The following is a 21,824-nucleotide window of genomic DNA, read 5'->3' on the forward strand; positions in this document are numbered from 1 at the left end:
AACGCCTAGCCTCTCAGCGGCTGGCAGGCGGTAGCAGGGGCGGCCTCAGGCGAAATGCCGCTTGCGCGGCTCCACGGCCTGGGTCTCCTCGATGGCCGGCAGGGTCTGCAGCACGCGCTTGGCCGGCAGGATGGCAATCGCCTCGGTGCCTTCGCGCAGCTTCGACTTCAGCTTGAACTCGCCGCCATGCTTGGCCAGGATGGCCTGGACGATCGGCAGGCCGAGGCCGGTGCCCTGTTCGGCGCTCTTGATGGCGATCGACCCTTGCCCGAAGGCCGACAGCACGACCGGAATTTCCTTCTCGTCGATTCCAGGCCCGTTGTCCTTGATCGAGATATATTGCCCGCCGCCGGCGGTCCAGCCGACCTTGACCATGACCTCGCCGCCCTGCGGCGTGAATTTGACCGCATTGGACAAGAGATTGAGCATCACCTGGCGCATCGATTTCTCGTCGGCCCAGACCGCCGGCAGATCGGGCTCAAGCTGTTCGGAAATCGAGATGTTCTTGGCCTTGGCGCGCAATTGCACCATGCCGATGCAATCCTCGGCCAGTTCCAGCAGGAAAATGGCGTCTTCGTTCAGATCGTATTTGCCCGCCTCGATGCGCGACAGGTCGAGAATCTCGTTGATCAGGTTGAGCAGGTGCTGGCCGGAGCGGTGGATATCGCCGGAATATTCCCGGTAGAGCGGATTGTTGAGCGGCCCCAGCACTTCCCCCGCCATGACTTCGGAAAAGCCGAGAATGGCGTTGAGCGGCGTGCGCAGCTCATGGGACATTGAGGCCAGGAAGCGGGACTTTGCCATATTGGCCTCCTCGGCGCGGCGTCGCGCTTCGTCCGACAGCGAATTGGCCACTTCCAGCTCGGCGATCAGGTCGTCCTTTTCGCTCTGGTAGGACAAAAGCTTCAGGTTGGACTGATAGAGCCGGCCGGTGATGTAGACGAAGAAGATCAGCGAGGTGGTGAACATCGCCGTCAAGCCGATCTCCAGCACGTTTCTGGTGCTGGCGGCCATCAGCAGCAGCGCCAACACCGTCGGCAGGAAACCGAACAGCACCGCCTGGCGCAGCATCAGATTGGCCATCGCCGTGACCGACAGAACGATCAGCAGGGCAGCGCCCTTGAAGAATACGAAGGCGTCGGAGCCGCAGGCCGGGCATTCCTTCAGGCAGAACAGCGCCCAGCAGAAACCCATGCAAGCCTGGCCGGCCAGCAGCAAACGCCGCCACTTCACCGTGCCGCGCGGCGTCATATCGGTTTTGCTGGCCCGCACGGCCAGCATGATCGTCAGGGCATGGATGCTCAGCGTAAACAGCGCCCAGACATAATATTGCGGATCGCGGGTAATATGGGCGGCAATGCCGCCAACCAGGATGATCAGGATCGGCATGACCGCTGCACCCTGCAGCGTCGCATTGAGATGCATGCCGAGCATTTCGCGATCAAAGGCCGGGGTGCCGGCCTGGCCCGACTGCAGCCGCTCACGCGTCGCGCGAACCGCCTTCGACACGGCCTTGTTGCGATGGCTGCGCGAACGGTCGACGATGTTCTTATCGGTAGATGTGGAAACGCCTTTACTCATAAGCCGATGATATGTTTGCCGCAGTTATGTATAAGCCTATCGGCCAAGTCTTAAGAAGATACTGTCACGCAAGGATTTGTTTGCCATGATCCCACACGTTTTGTTGGTGAAGAGGGCGGGATTGTGACGCGTCTTGTCCGGATCCTGCGGGATGCGGTGGTCGGCCTGTCCATGCTCGTGCTGGCACTGCTGATCATCGCCAAGCTCGACAAGGACAACGAGGTCCGCGTTTCGGGTGCCTTCGACGTGGTGGATGGCGATACGCTGTCATCGGGCGGCGGGCGCCTGAGGCTGAGCGGCATCGATGCGCCGGAACTGACCCAGCTGTGCGGGGACGAGAGCCGCCACTGGCCCTGTGGGCAATCGTCCCGCCGGGCCCTTTCGGCGCTGATGGGGTCGGCGGCCGTCACCTGTTCCGGTACGGCGCGGGATCGCTACGACCGCCTTCTGGTCGTCTGCAGGTCCGCAGCAACGGATATCAATGCGCAGATGGTGCTGACCGGCATGGCCGTCGCCTACGGCGCTTACCAGGCCGAGGAGCGCATGGCGCGCGACGGGCAGGCGGGGCTGTGGTCCGGCGCCTTCGAGCGGCCGGACGAGTTTCGCCGCCGCCAGGGCCTTGCGGAAGAAGGATTGGCCGGGCAGGGGCTGGAAAGCCAGGGATTGCTCTCTATCCTGAAAGGTATGCTGCGGTGGTAAGGTACCGCGTGCATGACCGATGGGATAAAACACTGTGACGGAAGATGCATGACCCCGCCTGAGTCTGAAACGATCGACCTGCTGCGCACCACCATTGCCGCCTGCCGCATCTGTCGCGACTGTCCGGCCGGCGGTGTGGACAAGCGCCTGCCGCATGAGCCGCGGCCGGTGGCGGTCATTTCGGCCACGGCGCGCATCCTGATTGCCGGCCAGGCGCCGGGCAAACGCGTCCATGACAGCGGCCTGCCGTTCAACGATGCCTCGGGCGACCGGCTGCGGTCATGGCTGGGTGTCGAGCGCGAACAGTTCTACGACCCGGCAAGGTTTGCCATCGTGCCGATGGGCTTCTGCTTTCCGGGTTATGATGCAAAGGGTCATGACCTGCCGCCGCGCCGCGAATGTGCGCCGGCCTGGCGCCGGCCGGTGCTGGCTGCCATGCCGCAGGTCGAACTGGTGCTGGCCATCGGCCACTATGCGCAAGGGTATCACCTCGGCGAGCGCTGCCGCCCGACCATGACGGAAACGGTGCGCGGCTGGCGGGATTATGTCTTGTCGAATCAGGCCGGACCGAAAGTTCTGCCGCTGCCCCATCCAAGCTGGCGCAATACCGGCTGGCTGAAGAAAAATCCCTGGTTCGAGGCTGACGTGCTGCCGCTGCTCAAAAGAGAAGTGGATCGTCTCGTTGGGTGAAATAATATTCTTCACCTGCGGCATATATCCGATATAACGGAAAAAAATTCGATAGGACTACGCATGGACCGTCTCGACCGTAAGATATTGCGCATTCTCCAGGAAGATTCGACGCTGGCCGTCGCCGATCTCGCCAAGAAAGTCGGCCTGTCCACCACGCCCTGCTGGCGGCGCATCCAGAAGATGGAGGAGGACGGCGTCATCCGCCGCCGCGTCGCCCTTCTCGATCCTGCCAAGGTCAATGCCAAGGTCACCGTCTTCGTGTCGATCCGCACCAACAGCCATTCGATCGAATGGCTGAAGCGCTTTTCCGAAGTGGTGGCGGATTTCCCCGAAGTGGTGGAATTCTATCGCATGAGCGGCGATGTCGACTATCTCCTGCGGGTCACCGTGCCGGATATCGCCGCCTATGACGCGTTCTACAAGCGCATGATCGCCCGCATCGAAATCCGCGACGTCGCGTCGGCGTTCGCGATGGAGCAGATCAAATACACCACCGAACTGCCGCTCGACTACATGCTGCTCGACAACCAGAAGGCCGGCGAGGAATAGGTTTTACGGCTTGAGACGGGCGAGGATCTTCTCGCTCGTCAGTTCGCGCACCGCATCCTTGCCGATCCAGCGGGCCGTCTTGTCGGCGCTCTGCGCCAGCCTTTCGGCGAGATCCAGGGCCGGCCCGTGGCAGCGACGATTGCGCTTGCCGATATTGCGCAGCGCCCAGTTGACGGCCTTTTTCACGAAATTGCGCGGGTCGCCGGAGTGCGCCTCGATCAGCGGCAGGAGGGCCAGCAACACCTCGTCCGGCTCGCTCTTCAGATGCACCGCGGCACCGGCGATCATCGCAAAAGCGGTGCGCCGAACGAATTCCCGCGGATCGGCGGCAAGGGCCGCAATGAGCGCGCTTTCCAGCCGCGCCTCGACGAACAGGTCCGCTGCCGTGTCGACGATCTCCCACGAGTTGAAATCGTCGGCCAGGCGCCGCGCCTCGTCCGGTGTCAGCTTGTTAGGCTCGAAGGTGTAGAGCGCCAGCATGCGCGCCTCGCGCACGCCGCTTGCCCAGAGTTCAAAGGCACGGCCGTGGTTCTTTTTCACCGCCCTGGCGATCTTCTGAAGGTCCGGATTGGAAATGCCCAGCGCCGTCTCGGTGACGATGCCGAAGCGGCCCATGCCGACAATAGTGTCCGGGGATCTCAGGCTCTCGAGATGGGCCAGAAGATCGACGGCGCTGGAGGCGGGGCCGATCATTTCTTCTCCAGCCGTGCCAGCAGCGACGACGTATCCCAGCGTCTGCCGCCCATCGCCTGGACTTCGCCGTAGAACTGATCGACCAGCGCCGTGAGGGGCAGGGTGGCGCCGTTGCGGCGGGCTTCGGTGAGTACGATATCGAGATCCTTGCGCATCCAGTCGACGGCAAAGCCGAACTCGTACTGGCCGGCATTCATCGTCTTGTGGCGGTTTTCCATCTGCCAGGAACCGGCCGCCCCCTTGGAAATCACCTCGATGACCTTTTCGATATCGAGGCCGGCCTTCTTGCCGAAATGCACCGCTTCGGCAAGGCCCTGGACGACGCCGGCAATGCAGATCTGGTTGACCATTTTTGTCAATTGCCCGGCGCCGGTAGGCCCCATCAGGCCGACCATGCGCGCATAGGCGTCGATCACCGGCCGTGCCCGTTCGAAGACAGCCTCGTCGCCGCCGCACATCACCGTCAGTACGCCGTTCTCGGCGCCGGCCTGGCCGCCGGAGACCGGCGCATCGATGAAGCCGCAGCCCCTGGCTTTGGCTGCCGCATCGAGTTCGCGGGCTACCTCGGCCGAGGCCGTGGTATTGTCGATCAGGATGGCGCCGCTCTTCATTCCGGCCAATACGCCGCTGTCGCCAAGCGTCACGGAGCGCAGGTCGTCGTCATTGCCAACGCAGGTGAAGACGAAATCCGCATCGTCTGCCGCCTCGGCCGGCGTTGCCGCCGCCGTGCCGCCGTGCTGTTTTACCCAGGCTTCGGCCTTGGCGGCGGTGCGGTTGTAGACCGTCAGGTCATGGCCGCCCTTGGCTTTCAGATGCCCTGCCATGGGGTAACCCATGACGCCCAAACCGATAAATGCGACCTTCGCCATCAATCACGCTCCTTATTGAATGCGGGAGAAGACCTAACCGAAGAACGCCAGCGAGAAAAGGCCTGACCCGTGCGTCCATATGAGGCCGATCGCGGGGCAGGGCGAAGAATGCATCGGCTCAACCGGCCGGATCGACCGGTCCGATTTTCTTGCACAGCCCCATGCCATGGCCGCTCACCTCGGTGAAAACGGCGCCGCCCTCTTCAAGGGCCCGACGCAGCTGGCATTCGGTGGCGCGGTGCACGTCGTGGCGGCTGCCTTCGTAGTCGCGGATCGTGCTGCGCGACACTTCCGAGCGCCGGGCCAGGTCCTCCTGCGTCCAATCGAGCAGCCCGCGCGCTGCACGACAGAGGTCGGGCGTCAGAAGAGGTGGTTTAATGGCTTGACCCATCACTGATAACTGCCCATATTGGTCAACATACATCATATTTAGCATTCTTTGGTGAAAGAATCCAGACGCGGAGAGATTAGATCATGCCTCACGATACCCCGTTGATTTCGACAATTGTCGGTGGTCTCGTGCTGGCGTTTATTTTCGGCGCCATCGCGCACCGGTTCCGCATGCCGCCGCTGGTCGGCTATCTCGTTGCCGGTATTCTGGTCGGCCCGCATACGCCGGGCTTCGTCGCAGACCAGAGCCTGGCACCGGAGCTGGCGGAAATCGGCGTCATTCTCTTGATGTTCGGCGTCGGCCTGCATTTCTCCTTGAAGGATCTTCTGTCGGTGCGCGGCATTGCCGTGCCGGGAGCCGCGGTGCAGATCGGCTTTGCCACGCTGCTCGGCTGGGGCATGGGGGCGATGATGGGCTGGCCGCTCGGCGGCAGCCTGGTGTTCGGCCTTGCTTTGTCCGTTGCCTCGACGGTCGTTCTTCTGAAAGCCCTGCAGGAGCGGCGGCTGGTGGAAACCGAGCGCGGCAAGATCGCTGTCGGCTGGCTGATCGTCGAGGACCTGGCCATGGTCCTGGCGCTCGTCCTCATTCCGGCACTGGCCAGCATTGGCGGCGAGGCAAGCCATGCCGACCCGCTGGCGATCTGGGTCGAGCGCATGCTCGGCCTCGATTTCGGCGTTGGCGGCATCATTGCCGTCACCCTGTTCAAGGTGGCGCTGTTCGTCGGCGTCATGCTGGTGATCGGCGGGCGGTTCATTCCCTGGACGCTGCATCACATTGCCCATACCGGCTCGCGCGAGCTGTTCCGGCTCGGCGTGCTGGCCATCGCGCTGGGTGTTGCCTTCGGCGCGGCCAAGCTGTTCGGCGTGTCGCTGGCGCTCGGAGCCTTCTTTGCCGGCATGGTGCTGGCCGAGAGCGAGCTGTCGCACCGCGCCGCACAGGAAAGCCTGCCGCTGCGCGATGCCTTCGCCGTGCTGTTCTTCGTCTCGGTCGGCATGCTGTTCGATCCGGCCATCGTGCTGACCAATCCGCTGCCGATTCTCGGAACCGTGTTCATCATCGTGGTCGGCAAATCGATCGCCGCCTTCGTGATCGTCCGGATCTTCGGCAAGAGCGTGTCGACGGCTTTGACGATTTCAGCAAGCCTCGGACAGATCGGCGAATTCTCCTTCATCCTCGCCGAACTCGGCGTCGGGCTGAACCTTCTGCCGCAGGAGGGGCGCGATCTCATCCTTGCCGGCGCGATCATCTCGATCATGCTCAATCCGGTCTTGTTCTATCTCTGCGACCGCCTGGCACCGAAACTCGAAGCGCGGCTGATCCGGGCGCCCGGTGCCGCGGCGGACCCGGCGGTGGCCGACGCTGCCAAGCCGCAAGCCGCGGCCGGCGCACCGGCATCACAGCCCTTGTCCAACGAGGAGGCCGCCTTCACCTCCGCCGGTGAGGATGGCGTACTGGCCAGCACCAAGCTCGCCAGCCATTCCGTCGTGGTCGGCTGTGGCCGGGTCGGCAGCCTGGTGGTCGCCAACCTGAAATCCTCCGGCGTGCCCTTCCTGGTCATCGAAGACTCCGAGAGCCGCGTCGGCGAGTTGATGAAGCAGGGTATCGAGGTCATTGTCGGCAATGCGGCCTCGCCGAGGGTCACCGCCCTTGCCAATCTGGCGGCCGCCAAGAGCCTGGTGGTCGCCATTCCCAACGCGTTCGAGGCCGGCCATGTGATCGCCAATGCCCGTGCGGTCAATCCCGGCCTGCTGGTGCTGGCCCGCGCCAGCAACGATGCCGAGATCGAGCATCTGACAAAGATGGGCGCCGATACGGTGATCATGGGCGAGCGCGAAATCGCCTTCGGCATGCTGAGCCGCCTGGACCAGATCCACTATTATATGCCGGTCGAGACGGAAGACAGCGAAGAGCCGCCGACAGCCGTCCGCGCCGACACTCCGTTCGATGGACCTGCCGACGGCAAACCTGCCGGCGCCTGATCGCTCAGCGGAGGCGGGGATCGTCTCAGGCGGACCGTGCCACCTGAGTCATAAGGCGATCAATGGCTGCTTGGGATCACGCCGGCCCGCGCGATGACCAGATGGCCGGGCGATGGTTCGCCGTCCTGCATGCGCACATTGATCTCGGTCACTTCGACGATCTCGAAACCCGTGGCGGCAAGGCGTTCCAGGACATAGGCCTTGGAATGGGCAAAGCGCTGGTGCGGTCCGACCATATAGGGCCGGCCGGCCAGGGCCTCGTCCGACAGCGTCTCGGAGGAGAAGATGAACAGGCCGCCCGTCACCAGGTTTTCGGAGGCTCCGAAGAACAGCGGCTCCAGCGCGCCGAGATAGGGCAGGACGTCGGTGGCGGTGATCAGGTCGAAGGGCTCGTCGTCATTGTCTTCGAGGAAATCCTCGACTTCGGCCACATAGAGCGTGTCGTAGAGATCCTTCTCATGGGCGATCTCGATCATGTTTTCCGACAGGTCGATGCCGGTGATATCCTCGACCATGTCGCGCAGCGTGCCGCCGGTCAGGCCGGTGCCGCAGCCCAGGTCGAGCATGCGCTGGAACGGCCCGAGTTCCAAAGCCTGCAGGCGCTGGCGCACCATGACCGGCACGGCATAGCCCAGCTGCTCGACGAGAATATCCTCGAACGCCTCGGCATGCTGGTCGAACAGGGTTTCGACATAGGCATCCGGCGCCTTGGGCGGCGTCTCGCCGCGGCCGAGCGAGGCGATCCTGACCGAGGCGCCGCCATGGTCCTCAGGGTCCAGCGCCAGAACCTCTTCATAGGCCTTGACGGCCGCGTCGATATCGCCGGACTTTTCCAGCGCCAGCGCGCGGTTATAGGCCTCGGCCAGCGCTTCTTCGTCGATCTTTGCCATATCCAAACCTTCCGTCGCGATGCGTCCGTCGATTGCCGGCCGTCTCAGCGTCTGGCTCTAATGGCTCGCAAAAGTTTTGGCAATGACTTGGGGTGCGGAACAGCGGACGTCTGCCATCGTTATGACCTCTGACGAGCCAGTGGCAGGCAGGAGTGGATCATGGTCGAAGAGACGATAATTTCCGGCATCGAACGGCCCGGCCCGGCCCATTCGCCGGCCCTTCCGGCATCGTCCGCCGAGAAGGCCAATATGATCATCCATTATTATCGCGGTGAGATCGGCCGGATGATCAGCTGGCGCGACCGCATCGACCGGACCTCCAACTGGGCGATGACCGTGGTCGCCGGCCTTTTGTCCGTCTCCCTGGCAACACCGACCTCCCATCACGGGGTGGTGCTGTTTGCCATGCTGCTGATCTCGGTCTTCCTGATGATCGAGGCGCGAAGATACCGGTTCTTCGACGTCTACCGGGCAAGGGTGCGCCAGCTCGAGCGCTATTATTTTGCCCAGGCGCTGAGCCCGCAGGCCGAACTGAACCCCGACTGGGCCCTGGCGATTGCCGTCAGCCTGCGCAACCCGGTCTTCCTGATGGGCCGCCGCGAGGCGCTGTTCCGTCGGGTCAGGCGCAACTATTGCTGGATGTATCTCATCCTGCTTTTGGCCTGGGGCCTGAAAATCTCGACGCCAAAACTCCTGCCGGACATGCCCGCCACCGAGACGGTGACCTCCTGGATGGCCATTGTCGACAATGCGGCGCTCGGGCCCGTGCCGGGCTGGCTGGTGCTGGCCACCATTGGCCTGTTCTATTCAGGCATCCTGGTGGCGGCCATCTACCGCGCACCCGACGACGGCGAATTCGCCCATGGCGAGGTGCATGTCTGAGATTGGGACTGTCCCGCAGATCTTGACCGTCAGTGCAGGATGAACTCGCCCTTCAGTGCCCGCCATTCGTTGGCGGAGATCAGCTGCTTGTGCACGTAACGCACGGAGTGCAGCGGACCGTCCAGCGTGTCTTCCCAGAATTTCAGAAAACTCTTCATTTCGGGGAAATCCGGCGCCAGATCGTAATGCTGCCAGAGATAGCTCTGCAGCAGGGACGGGTGGTCCGGCAGGCGGTAGAGGATTTGGGCGGTGGTCAGTCCGTAGCCCTTGAGCATCATTTCCATGTCGGTGTTCATGATAGCCTCGTTTTTTGTGCCCACTCGAAGGTCGGGACGAAGGCCGGCAGTGTTCCGCTTCAGCACTTCATCCGTGCGCACCGTCCAAGAACGGTCTTCAAATGGAAACATCTTAAGCTTAACCAAAGCTTAAGAATTTTCCGGCCATAGAGAGATTATGTCATGAAAACAAGGGATTAGCAGCCGTCTTCCCTGAGTGCTGCCAATTGGGGGCAAGCGGCTCAGCGCTTCAGATGCCGGGTCAGGCGGGCCTCGATCGCCGCCCAGGCATGGCGCAGGGCCTCGACGATCGTCAGATAGAAGATCGCCGCCCAGAGATAGCTCTGGTAGTCGAAGGTGCGCGAAAACGTGTAGCGCGTCTGGCCCATCAGATCGAGCACGGTGACGATGGCAACCACCGCCGAGCCCTTGATCATCAGGATGATCTCGTTGCCATAGGGCCTGAGCGCCACGATCAGCGCCTGCGGCAGCACGATCTTCCAGAAGGTCACGGCTTTTGGCAGGCCGAGCGACTTGGCGCCCTCGCTCTGGCCGCGCGGCACGCTCTGGATGGCGCCGCGCAGGATTTCCGCCTGATAGGCGGCGGTGTTGAGGGTCAGCGCCAAAAGGCCGCAATACCAGGCCTCGCGGAAAAACCACCACAGGCCGACCGCCTCGAATTCCGTCTTGAAGCTGCCGAGACCGTAATAGACCAGGAACAGCTGGGCGAGCAGCGGCGTGCCGCGGAACACATAGACGTAAGCATAGGAAATCCCGTTCAGCACGGGGTTCTTCGACATGCGCGCAAAGGCGATCGGGGCCGACAGCAGGGAGCCGAAAAAGATCGATACCAGCACCAGCGAGATCGTCACCCAGAGACCCGACAGGAAACGCGGGCCATATTTGAAGAACTTGTCATTGTCCCAATTGCCGATCATGGTCGCCACGATGCCGATGGCAAGCAGCGCCCAGAGCGCCAGTAGGGCCATGCCGATGATGCGGCTAGAGGTCATGCGCCTCGGACCGGCAGGCGGCGCTGGCTGAGGCTCGATCAAATGGTCGGCAATGCTCATCGCTGCACCTCGGCGCGTTTGGTCCAGCGTTCGATCACGCCGACACCGATGGACGAGAGGACCGCAAGGACCAGATAGAGACCGCAGGCCAGCAGATAGAAGAAGAAGGCCTCCTTGGTCACCTTGGCGGCAATGCCGGTCTGGCGGATGATATCGGACAGGCCGATGACCGAGACCAGCGCCGTGTCCTTCAACAGGTTCATCCACAGATTGACCAGGCCCGGCAGCGCGATGCGCAAGAGCTGCGGCAGGATGATCAGCCGCATCGTCTTGCCATGCGACAGGCCGAGCGCATAGCCGGCCTCATACTGGCCCTGCGGAATGGCCTTGAAAGCCGATTGCAGCACCTCCGAGCAATAGGAGGAGAACACCACCGACAGAGCGATCATGCCGGCGACGAAGGCGTTGATCTCGATGCGCTGTTCGATGCCGATCGAGACCAGCACCGATTGCAGCAGGATCTGCAGGCCGTAATAGACGATGAACAGCGTCAGCAGTTCCGGCAGGCCACGGAAGATGGTGGTGTAGATGCCGGCTGCCAGCCGCAGGGAGCGCTCCTTGGACTGCGAGGCAAGGGCGATGAACAGGCCAATCGTCAGGCCGATCGGCAGGGTGGCCAGCGCCAGGCCGACGGTGACCTTGAAGCCGAAGGCGATTTCATCGCCCCAGCCGTCGGCTCCGCAAGCCACCAATGATGACGATCCGAACAGCGTGAAGACGCCGACGGGCCCGCAGAGTGGATCAAGGGTATAGCCGATCCAGGACCAGACCGTCGCCAAGGCGGAAAGAAATCCGCTCATTCAGAATATTCCCCTTGCGGACGAGCCGCTTATGTTCTTGTCCTCAAGTTTCAATGAAAAATGGCGGAAGGGCAAGCCTTCCGCCATCGACTTTCAACAGGATGGGCGAGGATTATTCGCCGTAGACGTCGAAATCAAAGTACTTGTCGTTGATTTCCTTGTACTTGCCATTGGCGCGGATCGCGTCGATCGCGGCGTTGAACTTGCCGGCAAGCTCGGTTTCGCCCTTGCGGATGGCGATGCCGGCACCGACGCCGTTGATCTCGACGTCGATCGGCAGGGTTGCCAGGATCTTGCAGCAGGCGCCGGCTTCCGACTTGACCCATTCCGACAGAACGACCACGTCATCGACCACGCCGTCAATTCGGCCATTGGATATGTCGAGCTTGTATTCGTCGGCGGTCGGATAAAGCTTCAGTTCCGACTTCGCCATGTGCTTTTCGGCATAGTTGGAATGGGTCGTCGAGGCCTGCGCGCCCAGCGTCTTGCCGGCCAGCGCCTCGGGCGTTGCTTCCGTCAGGGCCGAATCCTTCGGCACGGCGATTGCCGGGGGAGTGTTGTAATATTTGTGGGTGAAGTCGACCTTTTCGGCGCGCTCGGGCGTGATCGACATAGAGGCGATGATTGCATCGAACTTCTTGGCCTGCAGGGCCGGAATGATGCCGTCCCAATCGTTGGTGACGAATTCGCAGGTGACCTTCATTTCGACGCAAAGGGCCTTGGCGATGTCGATATCGAAACCGGTCAGCGTTCCGTCGGATTCGAGGTTGTTGAAGGGCGGGTAGGCACCTTCGGTGCCGATGATCAGCTTTTCGCCTTCAGCCATGGCGCTGCCGGCCAGGAGCGACAGGGCTGCAATCGATGCAGCGGCCAGGAAACGGGTCGAGATACGCATGAGAATCCTCTCTGTTGGTCCCCCGCACGGTTCTTTTGTCTTTTCCGCGCGGGATCGAATTCGGCGGCTGTGGGGCCGCGCTGACCCGCAGTCTTGCCGTTTTTGCACAAATTGCAACCAGAATCATATAGGGGATCGGCAGCGATTACTGGAGATGAACTGGCTGTTCAGCGGGTGTTCACACTGGAACCATCATCGTATCGCCATCGTTACATGTTGTTACATTCGTGCTTTGCCCGAAGTGACAATAACCAGAACACTAAAGCGGAGCCTCTCGCTCCACCACCGAGGAACCATCCATGGCAGGAACTTCTAAGATCACCGGCTCCGTCCTGTTGGCGCTCGCCACCATTGCGGCCCAGTCCGGTCAAGCCGGGGCAGCAATGCCGGGCGTACAACGCCCGTTCATTGCCGAAAGCGTCATCACCCATGTGGCCATGAGCGTTGAGGAAGCAACGGCTCGCTTGCAAGCGGCCCAGCAGGCGCTGAAAGCTGCAAAGGCCGGCGGCGGCGACGTCAAGGCGGCGCAGGCCGAGGTTCAGGCCGCCAAGAAGGCGCTCAACCAGGCCAAGGCCGCCGGCGGTCAAGAGCCGCAGGAACGCAAGAAGCCGAAGCCTGCGGACGCCCAGCAGCAGCCCGAGCGCAAGAAGCCGCAGCCGGACGATGCTGCCAAGCCAAACCGTGAAAAGCCCAATCGGGAAAAGCCCGTCGAAAGCGACGCCCAGCAGCCGGATCGCAAGAAGCCGCAGCCGGACGAGACTGCCAAGCCAAACCGTGAAAAGCCCAATCGGGAAAAGCCTGTCGAAAACGATGCACAGCAGCCGGATCGCAAGAAGCCGCAGCCGGACGACGCCGCCAAGCCGAACCGCGAAAAGCCGAGCCGCGACAAGCCGGTCGAAGGCGATGCCCAGCAGCCGGATCGCAAGAAGCCGACGCCGGACGACGCCGCCAAGCCGAATCGCGAAAAGCCCAATCGGGAAAAGCCGGTCGATGGCGATGCAAAGCAGCCGGATCGCAAGCGTCCGCAGGTGGATGGCAAGCCGCAGCCTGATAATGCCGGCAAGCGGCCGCAGACCGACAACACGGCTGCCGAGGGCGGCGATCGCCCGCGGCCGGATGCCCGTCCTCGCCCGACCCGCGCCGACACGCCGGAAGAGCGGGCCCGCAAGAAGAAGGTCGCTGAAAATCCTGGCCAGACCGACGAGACCGTCGTTCTGCCGGTTGATCGCGGTGCGCCCGTACTCGACAGCGACAAGAATGCCGGCCGCAGGGGCCAGTCCGACCAGGACCGCCGCAAGCGTCGTGAAGACGGTGCCAAGCGTCCCGTTCCAAAGACCGATGCCGATGCCCAGCGTGGCGAGAACGGCCGTCCGCGTCCCCCCGTTCGCGTCGAGCGGGCCGATCGCGACAATGGTCAGGAACTGCGCGAGCGTCCGCGCTACGAAACGCGGGACAATGACCGGGTGGAACGTCGCGTTGACAATCGTCTCGTCATCCAGTTTGGCGACGACATCATCGTGCGGGGCGACGACAATGATCGCTTCGCCCGCTATGGCCGCCCCCCGGTCTACGAACAGCTGCCGGCCGGCCGTGTTCGCGAAACCGTGTTCAAGACCAATGGCGACCGTGTCGTGACCATTCGCAACCGTTACGGCGATCTGATCCAGCGGTCGCGCATCGACCGTCGGGACCGGGAAGATATCCTGTTCTTCTCGCCGGAGCTCTACTATGCCGACGATGCGCCGCGTCCGGTCTATCGCGACCCAGGCCTCGACCTGCCGCCGATGCGTCTGCAGATCCCGGTTCGCGATTACATCATCGACACGACCAGCGAGCCGGACCGCGACTACTATGATTTCATCGAGCAGCCGCCGGTCGAAGAAGTCGAGCGCGTCTATACGCTCGAAGAAGTCCGTAACTCGGCCCGTATTCGTGACAAGGTGCGTCGTATCGATCTCGATACCATCACCTTTGCCACGGGCAGTGCCGACATCTCGATGAACCAGGCAGGTTCGCTGCGCAAGGTGGCCGACGCGATCAACAAGTCGCTGGCCGAGGATGCGGGCGAAACCTTCCTGATCGAAGGCCATACCGATGCCGTCGGTTCGGACGAATCCAACCTGGTTCTATCCGACCTGCGGGCCGAATCGGTCGCCAATGTCCTGACGGAAGCCTATGGCGTTCCGCCGGAAAACATGGTGACCCAAGGCTATGGCGAGCAGTTCCTGAAAGTCGATACCGACGAAGCCGAACAGCTCAACCGCCGCGTCACCATCCGCCGCGTCACGGCTCTGGTTCGTCCGGTCGAAGCAGCCCAGCAGCAGTAATCATTGCTGCCTGACTGTTATGGACAAGGCCGCCGGATCATCTCCGGCGGCCTTTTTCGTTGCATTCGGTGGCTGTCCGGTTCAGTCGGCGCGGTCGGGCAACCCGGTGACACGGGCAATGAAATCGGCGATCGCCATGGTGTCGTCGAGATCGAAAACCGGCAGGCCGGTGTCTGAGACCGGATGGTCAGCCGCGATGGCGACGATATACGGATCGGTCGGGGCCAGCGGTTCGCGATTGGCGGAGGCCAGCCGCCGCGCCTCGATTTTCGGAACGGGCTCGCGCTTGTAGCCTTCGATCAGTACGAGATCGCACGGCGCCAGCCGACCCAGGATGTCCTCGAATGCCGGTTCCGGCGCGCCGCGCAGCTCATGCATGATGGCGTAGCGGGTGCCTGAGACGATGGTCACTTCATGGGCACCGGCTTCGCGGTGGCGATAGCTGTCGGCGCCGACCTTGTCGATGTCGAAATCGTGATGGGCATGCTTGATCGTCGAGATCCTGTAGCCGCGCCGGGTGAATTCCTCGACCAGCCGCACGGCAAGCCCGGTCTTGCCGGAATTCTTCCAGCCGGAAATGCCGAAAATGCGCGGTTTGGTCATGATGCAAGGGCCTCGTAATAGCGCTCCGCCTGGAGGAGATCCTCGGGCGTGTTGATGTTGAGGAAGGGGTCGAGCGGCCCCGCGGTCGTCTCGACCATTTCGAAATCGACCACGACCACCCGCTGTCCCTCGATGAAACTCATCAGTTTTCGGTTCTGCGGATCGGCAAGCCAGGCCTCGATGGCCGGCGCAAGCGCGATCGGCCAGAGTCCGACGACCGGATGCAGCCGCCCGTTCGACCGGGCCAGCACGATCGGCGATCCTTCGTCGAGGTTTGCGGCAAGCCGTGGGACCAGATCGCGCGGCACGAAAGGACAATCGGCCGGCACGACCAGCAGATGGCTGGCAGCCGGAGCCAGCTGCGCGGCATGGCGCATGCCGGCGGCAATACCGGCCAGCGGTCCGGGATGGCCGGCCAGCGTATCCGGCACGATGGGCAGGCCGAAGTCATTGGAGAAATCGGCCGGTGCGTTGATGGCGAGGGCTGTAGTCTGTACCGCCAGGCGCTCGATCACATGGGCGAGCAGCGGTCTGACGCCCAGAAGCGCCAGGGCCTTGTCACGCCCCATCCGCCGCGACAGTCCACCCGCAAGGACGATGGCTGGAGGCAAAAAGCCGACCATCAGCGCCCTCCGTTGCCAGCCGGGTCCGGCTTGTCGGCGGTCGTGCGGAGAAAGAGGATGGAGGCGACGGCCAGCATTCCACAGGCCAGCATCACGGCGAGCAGCGGCCACGAGCCCGTCTCCTCCGTGATGATCGCCGAGGCAAACACCGAGAGCAGCGCGCCGCCCGCCATGGTAATGGCGCCGCCAAGGCCCGAAGCGGAGCCCGCCAGTTCCGGCCGCACGCTGACGATGCCGGCATTGGCGCTGGGCAGCGTCAGCCCATTACCGAAACCCATGATGACCAGGGGTCCGAAGAAGGAAAGCGCCGAGGTGTAGCCGAAGCCTGCCAGCGCCAGCGGAATGATCGTTCCCAGCAGGCAGAACAGGCTGCCGGTCAGCATCATGCTGGCAATGCCGAGCCGTCGGGAAAAGCGGCCGGAAAAGAAATTGCCGACCAGATAGCCGGCGGCGACGAAGAAGAACTGCACGCCGAGCATGCTGGGGCTGAGCTTCAGGATGGTATTGCCGATAAACGGTGCGCCGCCCAGGAAGGCAAAGAAGGCCCCGGAGGTGAACGTCGCCGTCAACGTGTAGCCCCAGAATTGCGGCGAGCCGATCAGCTGCGGCCAGGCCTGCAATTGCTGGCGAAAGCTGCCGGATTTCTGCCGGTTGGTTTCGCCGAGATCGAAGACCACCATGGCCAGAACCAGAAGACCGAGCACGAACAGCGCGATGAAATTGGCCTGCCAGCCAAACAGGTCGTTGAGAATGCCGCCAAGGGTCGGCCCGATCATCGGCACCACGGTCATGCCCATGGTGACATAGCCGATCATCGAGGCGGCATCCTCCATCGGCACCATGTCGCGCACCACGGCGCGCGACAGGACGAGGCCGGCGACGACGGTGGTCTGCAGCATGCGGCCGATCATGAAGACGACAAAGCTGGTGGCGAAGATGCAGATCAGGGTCGCCATGAGCAGCACGATCAGGCTGGCAATCATCGTCGGGCGGCGGCCGTAGCGGTCGGACAGCGGGCCGATGAAGATCTGCAGCAGGGCGATGCCGGCCAGATATCCGGATACGGCCAGCTGCATCACCGCATAATCGACGTCGAAGAAGGCCGCCATATCGGGAAGCGACGGCAGGAAGATGTTCATCGATAGCGCCGACAGGCCGGCGATCAGCACCAGCGTGACGATATGGGGCGGTGACCGGCGATCGAGAAGTCTGCCCTGATTCACGGTTTCGCACTCCGTCCCAGACTGGCCGCGCGCATCATCAGACCGGCGATCCCGGCCGCGATTCCTGGCCGACGGGATCGGCCAATTGCCGCTTGTTCTCCCGATAGAACGTATAGAGCCCGGAGCAGATGACCACGGTCGCGCCGAAAATCATCCAGATATCCGGCGTTTCCCCGAAAAAGACGATGCCGAGGCCGAGCGCCCAGAGCAGGCTGGTATAGCGGAACGGTGCGATGAACGAGATTTCGCCGGTGCGCATCGCCATGACGATGGATTGATAGCCGACGAAGACCAGCAGCGATGCCAGCGCTAACAAGCCGAAAGTCGAGCCCGACATCGGCTGCCATCCACCCATCGGCACGATCAGCAGGGCGCCAACGATGCCATTGCCGATCGCCGTAAACAGCGTCACCGTCAGCGACGGGGTCGAAGCACCGATCTTCTTGGTCGCCAGATCGCGCGAGGCGGCGGCAAACACGCTGATGACGACATAGAGCGAGGCCAGCGTAAAGCCTTCCGGGCCGGGGCGAATGATGATCATCACCCCGAGAAAGCCGACCAGGATGGCGGTCCAGCGCCGCCAGCCGACAGGTTCTTTCAGCACCAGCGCCGCGCCGAGCGTCACGGCCAACGGCAGCGACTGCAGGATCGAAGACGCATTGGCGAGCGGAATATTGCCCAGCGCGCTCAGATAGGTGATCGCCGCCAGGATCTCGAAGCCGATGCGCAGCAGGATCATCGGATCCTTCAGGATGCGGACATGGCGCAGCGCGCCCATCTGCCGGGCGATGAAATAGACGAGAACGGTGGTGAGCGCGCCGCGCACGAACATGATTTGCCCGACATTGACGAAGGGCGTGACCGCTTTCACCAGCGCATCGTTGCAGGTGAAACCCGCCATCGAAAGCGCCATGAGAACGGCGCCTTTCATGTTGTTCGACAATGCCATGCTGGGGGAGTATCCTGTTCGTCTTCGGCCCCTTCTAGACCATAAGTCGGCAATGCAACATTGCCTTTCGGCAAAAGAGGAGGGTGTCTGGCAGCAAATCGATGCTGCACCGCGAAAATCCGTGTGGCGGATTAACCAATGCTCAAACTTCATTTCCGAGTGTGTGTCATGATTTCGCATGAGGCGACGTCCGCGCACCCGATCTGCCGCAGATGCCTTGCGGCCACGGGGTACCTGTCCGGAGTTGCCATGTCTTTCATCGATCGCCTGCTGCAGGGGCGCCGTATCGTCACCAAGGTGCTGATCTTCGTCGTGCCCCTGGTGGTGCTGATGGCAGGCGTCGGTCTGCTCGGCTACTACACCGCCACCATTCTCAACGGCCACATGACAGTGACCCGCGCCACGATCGGCAATATCGGCGATCTGGAAGAGCTTCAGGCCACCCTGCAGGAATTCTCGATGGAACCCACCGAGGCGACCAGGGGGCAATTGACGGCGGCAATCGCCGATCAGCAGAGCGGTGTGGCGGTTCTCGACGGCGTTCTGGCCGGGCAGGCCAAGGCCGAAAGCCTCGACACCGTTCGCGCCCTCGGCGCCTCGCTCGGCACCACGGTCGACCGGCTGTGGGCCAACAAGATCGAACGCGACGCCATCGGCACCGATCTGCTGGCCACGCTTGCCTCGCTTGGAGCAGAAGGCGACCTGGTCGGCAAGCAGATCGATTTCGTCAGTGCCGATTTCGTCGAGAAGGAACGGTTTGCCAAGGAGCTGCTGTTCGATGCCGCAGCCTTCAAGGGGCTGACCGACAAGCTCGGCAAGATGCGCGCCGGCGTGCAGATGGCGTTTACGCCGGACGAACAGCTCGACGAGGTGACGCTCTACACCAAGTCGATCGTCAAGGAGCTCGCCAAGGCGGAAGCGCTGATTTCCAAGAAGGGCGAGGCGACGCTGACCAAGATCCGTGACGCCATGGGCAAGCTCGATGCCATTGTCAATTCGGCGGTGTCGCCTGCCGACAAGGCCTCCGCCATGGCGCCGGTGCTGTCGTCCTTCGTGCTCATCGAGCAGGACATGGTCCTGCAGGCCGCCAAGAATTCCGACGTCGCCGCCGATCGCTTCGTCGGCCTCGACAAGTTGGTGGCCGGCCAGAAGGAATTGCTGGAGCAGGTAGACCATTCGCTGGGGCAGATCGGTACATTGCAGCTGCATGGCGAACGCATGATGAGCGCCCGCGACGACCAGTCCCGGCAACTCGTGCTCGTGGATCTGGCGACGATCCGGGCCGCCGCGACCAAGGTGTCCGAACTCGGCGCCAAGAACAGCACGATGCGGGATTTCTCCGCCAAGCTCGAGCCGCTGGCCTTGGCCATTGAAAAGCGCTCGGCCGATCTGCTCGCGGCGGAAGAGGCATGGAAGACCGAGCGCCAGCAGGCGACCGCCACCGTGTCGGCCAGCATGGCGGCCTTGAGCGATTTCGTGCGCAATGCCCAGGAACTGGGCCGCGAGGATAGCGAACGGTCCGCCTCGATCTCGGTGATCGCCATGATCCTTGGAACGCTGATGGCCATTATCGGCGGCCTGCTGCTGATCGAGACCCTGCGCTCGCCGCTGCGCCGTATCACCGATGTTATGAGCCGGCTGGCCAGCGGCGACCTTGGCGTGGCCATCGACGGCCGCGGCCGGCGCGACGAAATCGGCGACATGGTGCGCTCGGTCTCGGTGTTCCGCGACGCGGCGATCGAGAACCGCCGGCTGGAGGAAGAGGCGGCCTCGGCGCGGCAAGTGTCGACCGAGGAAGGCGAGCGCCGCATGCGCGAGCGCCAGCAGGTCGAGGCGGAGCAGCGGGCAGCCCTTGAAGCGCTGTCCTCCGTGCTGCATGCCCTGTCGGAAGGCAATCTGGAACGCAGGATGACCCGTGATCTGCCAGCCGATTTCGTCGACATGGCCGAGACCTATAACCAGGCGGTGGAAGCCCTGCGGGTCACTTTGGCCGATGTGCGCGATACCGCAGACGAGATCAATGCCGGCACCGGCAATCTGGCTGTTTCCGCCGATGATCTCGCCAAGCGCACCGAACAGCAGGCCGCTGCCCTGGAACAGAGCGCCCGCGCTTTGGCGCACCTCGGCGATGTCGTGCGCAACACCGCCGAAAGTGCCGGCCGCACAAAGCAGTCGGTCACCACGGCCCGGTCCCAGGCCCGCCGCTCCGGCGAAGTGGTCGACAGGGCGGTCGCCGCCATGGGCGAGATCAACCGCTCCTCGGAAAAGATCTCCACAATCATCGGCGTCATTGACGAAATCGCCTTCCAGACCAACCTGCTGGCGCTGAATGCCGGTGTCGAAGCCGCCCGCGCCGGTGAGGCGGGGCGCGGTTTTGCCGTCGTCGCCCAGGAAGTCCGCGAACTGGCCCAGCGCTGCGCCAATGCCGCCAAGGAGATCAAGGGACTGATCTCCGTCTCGGCGACGCAGGTGCAGAGCGGCGTGCAACTGGTCGAGCAGACCGGCGAGGCGCTGGCCGAGATCATCCTTCAGGTCGAGGATGTGCAGACGCTGGTCGAGAATATCTCGTCAGCCACCAGCGAGCAGTCGATCGGCATCAGCGAAGTGTCGCGCGCCGTGCAGGACGTGGAACTGATCACCCAGCGCAACGCCGCCATGGTCGAGGAAAACAATGCCGAGATCCATGGCTTGCGCCAGCGGGTCGAGCTTCTGACGAGCAAGATCGAGCAGTTCAAGACCCGCGATCTCTCCGGCCAGGCACAAAGCCAGGCCTACGCCCCGGCGCGTCGTCTTTCGGCCTAGACCAAAGAGGTGTCAGCCGCCCGTCACGCTCATGTGGCGGGCGACGGCCGGACGGTTGGCCTTGCGGTCGATGATGAAGTCATGCCCCTTCGGCTTGCGGCCGATCGCCTCGTCGATCGCCGCTGACAGATAGGCGTTCTCGTCGGAGGCGCGCAAGGCGGTGCGAAGATCCGCGGCGTCGTTCTGGCCAAGGCACATGTAGAGCGTGCCGGTGCAGGTCAGCCGCACCCGGTTGCAGCTCTCGCAGAAATTATGGGTCATCGGCGTGATGAAACCCAGACGCCCGCCGGTTTCCTGGACCGTGACATAGCGCGCCGGTCCGCCGGTCTGGTATCCGTTGTCGGTCAGCGTGAAGGTCTCCTCCAGCCGCGCCCGCACCGTCGACAGCGGCAGATAGCGGTCGGTGCGGTCTTCATCGATCTCGCCCATCGGCATGGTTTCAATCAGCGTCAGGTCCATGCCCCTGCCATGGGCAAAGCGCATCAGCTCGGGGATTTCCTGCTCGTTGAAGTCCTTCAGCGCCACGGCGTTGATCTTGACATGGATGCCGGCGGCCTGTGCCGCGTCGATACCCTCCAGCACCTTGTCGATCTCGCCCCAGCGGGTGATGGTGCGGAACTTGGTCGGATCCAGCGTATCCATGGAGACATTGATGCGCTTGACGCCGCAATCGGCCAGCTCCGCCGCATAACGCGACAGTTGCGACCCGTTGGTGGTCAGGGTCAGTTCTTCCAGGGCGCCGGTCTCGATGTGCCGACCCAGTCGGCGGATCAGGTACATGATGTTCTTGCGCACCAGCGGCTCGCCGCCGGTCAGGCGCAGCTTGCGCACGCCCTTGGCGATGAAGGCGGAACAGAGCCGGTCCAGTTCTTCCAGCGTCAGCAGGTCCTTCTTCGGCAGGAAGGTCATGTTTTCCGCCATGCAATAGGTGCAGCGGAAATCGCAGCGATCCGTCACCGACACGCGAAGATAGGTGACGGACCGGCCAAACGGATCGACCATCGGCCCTTCGGCGAAGGCGAGCGGCT

At 63.0% G+C, this 21,824-nt stretch carries 21 protein-coding genes; 7 read left to right on the plus strand and 14 right to left on the minus strand.

The genetic code is table 11. The annotated features are described in order from the left end of the window. Positions 1–45: 45 nt before the first annotated feature. Positions 46–1,581, minus strand: coding sequence for a sensor histidine kinase (locus HGO38_RS19710; RefSeq protein WP_250957606.1), 1,536 nt, complete (start codon positions 1,579–1,581; stop codon positions 46–48). A gap of 123 nt (positions 1,582–1,704) precedes the next feature. On the opposite strand from HGO38_RS19710, the gene HGO38_RS19715 reads away from it, so the two are divergent. From HGO38_RS19715 to HGO38_RS19725, 3 genes are all read left to right on the plus strand, one after another. Beyond that, a complete protein-coding gene (locus HGO38_RS19715; protein WP_250957607.1) occupies positions 1,705–2,280 on the plus strand; it encodes a thermonuclease family protein in 576 nt (191 codons plus the stop codon). Between the two features lie 48 nt (positions 2,281–2,328). Beyond that, entirely contained in the window at positions 2,329–2,970 is a 642-nt protein-coding gene (locus tag HGO38_RS19720; protein ID WP_250957608.1) for a uracil-DNA glycosylase family protein, read from the plus strand. Between the two features lie 63 nt (positions 2,971–3,033). Then, positions 3,034–3,522: an Lrp/AsnC family transcriptional regulator gene (locus HGO38_RS19725; RefSeq protein WP_250957609.1), complete on the plus strand. Its 489-nt coding sequence runs from the start codon at positions 3,034–3,036 to the stop codon at positions 3,520–3,522. Between the two features lie 3 nt (positions 3,523–3,525). Here HGO38_RS19725 and HGO38_RS19730 read toward each other — a convergent pair whose 3' ends face one another. The 3 genes from HGO38_RS19730 to HGO38_RS19740 all read right to left on the minus strand — a co-directional run bounded on the left by HGO38_RS19730 (position 3,526) and on the right by HGO38_RS19740 (position 5,520). After that, entirely contained in the window at positions 3,526–4,215 is a 690-nt protein-coding gene (locus tag HGO38_RS19730) for a DNA alkylation repair protein (protein ID WP_250957610.1), read from the minus strand. Next, positions 4,212–5,084, minus strand: a complete 873-nt coding sequence (locus tag HGO38_RS19735) for an NAD(P)-dependent oxidoreductase (RefSeq protein ID WP_250957611.1) — start codon at positions 5,082–5,084, stop codon at positions 4,212–4,214. Before HGO38_RS19735 ends, HGO38_RS19730 begins: the two co-directional genes overlap by 4 nt. 118 nt (positions 5,085–5,202) lie before the next feature. After that, positions 5,203–5,520, minus strand: a complete 318-nt coding sequence (locus HGO38_RS19740; protein ID WP_250957612.1) for a helix-turn-helix transcriptional regulator — start codon at positions 5,518–5,520, stop codon at positions 5,203–5,205. Between the two features lie 38 nt (positions 5,521–5,558). On the opposite strand from HGO38_RS19740, the gene HGO38_RS19745 reads away from it, so the two are divergent. Further along, complete coding sequence (locus tag HGO38_RS19745; RefSeq protein WP_250957613.1) at positions 5,559–7,454, plus strand: cation:proton antiporter domain-containing protein; 1,896 nt, start codon at positions 5,559–5,561, stop codon at positions 7,452–7,454. A 59-nt stretch (positions 7,455–7,513) separates the two neighbouring features. Here the strand turns inward: HGO38_RS19745 and HGO38_RS19750 are convergent, their stop codons facing one another. Beyond that, positions 7,514–8,344, minus strand: coding sequence for a class I SAM-dependent methyltransferase (locus HGO38_RS19750; protein WP_250957614.1), 831 nt, complete (start codon positions 8,342–8,344; stop codon positions 7,514–7,516). A gap of 159 nt (positions 8,345–8,503) precedes the next feature. Between HGO38_RS19750 and HGO38_RS19755 the strand changes: the two genes are divergently transcribed. Further along, positions 8,504–9,226 (plus strand): DUF2270 domain-containing protein, encoded by a 723-nt coding sequence (locus tag HGO38_RS19755; protein WP_502941600.1) that lies wholly within the window; start codon positions 8,504–8,506, stop codon positions 9,224–9,226. A 29-nt stretch (positions 9,227–9,255) separates the two neighbouring features. Here HGO38_RS19755 and HGO38_RS19760 read toward each other — a convergent pair whose 3' ends face one another. From HGO38_RS19760 to HGO38_RS19775, 4 genes are all read right to left on the minus strand, one after another. Then, positions 9,256–9,522: an usg protein gene (locus HGO38_RS19760; protein ID WP_168473028.1), complete on the minus strand. Its 267-nt coding sequence runs from the start codon at positions 9,520–9,522 to the stop codon at positions 9,256–9,258. Positions 9,523–9,743: 221 nt separating this feature from the next. Further along, entirely contained in the window at positions 9,744–10,574 is an 831-nt protein-coding gene (locus HGO38_RS19765; protein WP_250957615.1) for an ABC transporter permease, read from the minus strand. Continuing rightward, positions 10,571–11,374, minus strand: a complete 804-nt coding sequence (locus tag HGO38_RS19770; protein WP_250957616.1) for an ABC transporter permease — start codon at positions 11,372–11,374, stop codon at positions 10,571–10,573. The genes HGO38_RS19765 and HGO38_RS19770 overlap by 4 nt, the downstream gene beginning before the upstream one ends. Positions 11,375–11,486: 112 nt before the next feature. Further along, positions 11,487–12,269, minus strand: a complete 783-nt coding sequence (locus HGO38_RS19775) for an ABC transporter substrate-binding protein (RefSeq protein WP_250957617.1) — start codon at positions 12,267–12,269, stop codon at positions 11,487–11,489. 299 nt (positions 12,270–12,568) lie between these two features. Here HGO38_RS19775 and HGO38_RS19780 point away from each other — a divergent pair, with 299 nt between their 5' ends. Beyond that, positions 12,569–14,596 carry an OmpA family protein gene (locus tag HGO38_RS19780; protein WP_250957618.1) on the plus strand — a complete coding sequence of 676 codons (2,028 nt, stop codon included), beginning with the start codon at positions 12,569–12,571 and terminating at the stop codon, positions 14,594–14,596. A gap of 81 nt (positions 14,597–14,677) precedes the next feature. On the opposite strand, the gene mobB is transcribed toward HGO38_RS19780, so the two are convergent. The 4 genes from mobB to HGO38_RS19800 are packed head-to-tail and all read right to left on the minus strand — an operon-like array spanning position 14,678 to position 17,994. Then, the gene (gene mobB / locus HGO38_RS19785) at positions 14,678–15,199 is read right to left on the minus strand and encodes a molybdopterin-guanine dinucleotide biosynthesis protein B (protein WP_250957619.1); all 522 of its coding nucleotides are present in this window, start codon (positions 15,197–15,199) and stop codon (positions 14,678–14,680) included. Next, on the minus strand, positions 15,196–15,822 hold the full coding sequence (gene mobA / locus HGO38_RS19790) for a molybdenum cofactor guanylyltransferase MobA (protein WP_250957620.1): 627 nt from the start codon (positions 15,820–15,822) through the stop codon (positions 15,196–15,198). Before mobA ends, mobB begins: the two co-directional genes overlap by 4 nt. Beyond that, on the minus strand, positions 15,822–17,045 hold the full coding sequence (locus HGO38_RS19795) for a multidrug effflux MFS transporter (protein WP_250957621.1): 1,224 nt from the start codon (positions 17,043–17,045) through the stop codon (positions 15,822–15,824). Before HGO38_RS19795 ends, mobA begins: the two co-directional genes overlap by 1 nt. A 37-nt stretch (positions 17,046–17,082) precedes the next feature. Continuing rightward, a complete protein-coding gene (locus HGO38_RS19800; protein ID WP_250957622.1) occupies positions 17,083–17,994 on the minus strand; it encodes a DMT family transporter in 912 nt (303 codons plus the stop codon). Between the two features lie 249 nt (positions 17,995–18,243). Between HGO38_RS19800 and HGO38_RS19805 the strand changes: the two genes are divergently transcribed. Beyond that, complete coding sequence (locus HGO38_RS19805; RefSeq protein ID WP_250957623.1) at positions 18,244–20,796, plus strand: methyl-accepting chemotaxis protein; 2,553 nt, start codon at positions 18,244–18,246, stop codon at positions 20,794–20,796. A gap of 12 nt (positions 20,797–20,808) precedes the next feature. Here HGO38_RS19805 and moaA read toward each other — a convergent pair whose 3' ends face one another. Further along, complete coding sequence (moaA, locus tag HGO38_RS19810; protein ID WP_250957656.1) at positions 20,809–21,798, minus strand: GTP 3',8-cyclase MoaA; 990 nt, start codon at positions 21,796–21,798, stop codon at positions 20,809–20,811. Positions 21,799–21,824: the final 26 nt, after the last annotated feature.

Origin of the sequence: Rhizobium sp. CG5, from assembly GCF_023701945.1 — a bacterium.
Classification (GTDB): Bacteria; Pseudomonadota; Alphaproteobacteria; order Rhizobiales; family Rhizobiaceae; genus Allorhizobium.

Bases quoted from the DNA above. Each gene is read 5' to 3' on its own strand.
- HGO38_RS19725 (WP_250957609.1), top strand. From the start codon at position 3,034: ATGGACCGTCTCGACCGTAAGATATTGCGCATTCTCCAGGAAGATTCG.
- HGO38_RS19780 (WP_250957618.1), top strand. From the start codon at position 12,569: ATGGCAGGAACTTCTAAGATCACCGGCTCCGTCCTGTTGGCGCTCGCC.
- HGO38_RS19745 (WP_250957613.1), top strand. From the start codon at position 5,559: ATGCCTCACGATACCCCGTTGATTTCGACAATTGTCGGTGGTCTCGTG.
- HGO38_RS19765 (WP_250957615.1), bottom strand. From the start codon at position 10,574: ATGAGCATTGCCGACCATTTGATCGAGCCTCAGCCAGCGCCGCCTGCC.
- HGO38_RS19770 (WP_250957616.1), bottom strand. From the start codon at position 11,374: ATGAGCGGATTTCTTTCCGCCTTGGCGACGGTCTGGTCCTGGATCGGC.
- HGO38_RS19730 (WP_250957610.1), bottom strand. From the start codon at position 4,215: ATGATCGGCCCCGCCTCCAGCGCCGTCGATCTTCTGGCCCATCTCGAG.
- HGO38_RS19805 (WP_250957623.1), top strand. From the start codon at position 18,244: ATGTCTTTCATCGATCGCCTGCTGCAGGGGCGCCGTATCGTCACCAAG.
- mobB (WP_250957619.1), bottom strand. From the start codon at position 15,199: ATGACCAAACCGCGCATTTTCGGCATTTCCGGCTGGAAGAATTCCGGC.
- HGO38_RS19800 (WP_250957622.1), bottom strand. From the start codon at position 17,994: ATGGCATTGTCGAACAACATGAAAGGCGCCGTTCTCATGGCGCTTTCG.
- HGO38_RS19735 (WP_250957611.1), bottom strand. From the start codon at position 5,084: ATGGCGAAGGTCGCATTTATCGGTTTGGGCGTCATGGGTTACCCCATG.
- HGO38_RS19720 (WP_250957608.1), top strand. From the start codon at position 2,329: ATGACCCCGCCTGAGTCTGAAACGATCGACCTGCTGCGCACCACCATT.
- HGO38_RS19755 (WP_502941600.1), top strand. From the start codon at position 8,504: ATGGTCGAAGAGACGATAATTTCCGGCATCGAACGGCCCGGCCCGGCC.
- moaA (WP_250957656.1), bottom strand. From the start codon at position 21,798: ATGGTCGATCCGTTTGGCCGGTCCGTCACCTATCTTCGCGTGTCGGTG.
- HGO38_RS19710 (WP_250957606.1), bottom strand. From the start codon at position 1,581: ATGAGTAAAGGCGTTTCCACATCTACCGATAAGAACATCGTCGACCGT.
- HGO38_RS19740 (WP_250957612.1), bottom strand. From the start codon at position 5,520: ATGCTAAATATGATGTATGTTGACCAATATGGGCAGTTATCAGTGATG.
- HGO38_RS19750 (WP_250957614.1), bottom strand. From the start codon at position 8,344: ATGGCAAAGATCGACGAAGAAGCGCTGGCCGAGGCCTATAACCGCGCG.
- mobA (WP_250957620.1), bottom strand. From the start codon at position 15,822: ATGGTCGGCTTTTTGCCTCCAGCCATCGTCCTTGCGGGTGGACTGTCG.
- HGO38_RS19760 (WP_168473028.1), bottom strand. From the start codon at position 9,522: ATGAACACCGACATGGAAATGATGCTCAAGGGCTACGGACTGACCACC.
- HGO38_RS19775 (WP_250957617.1), bottom strand. From the start codon at position 12,269: ATGCGTATCTCGACCCGTTTCCTGGCCGCTGCATCGATTGCAGCCCTG.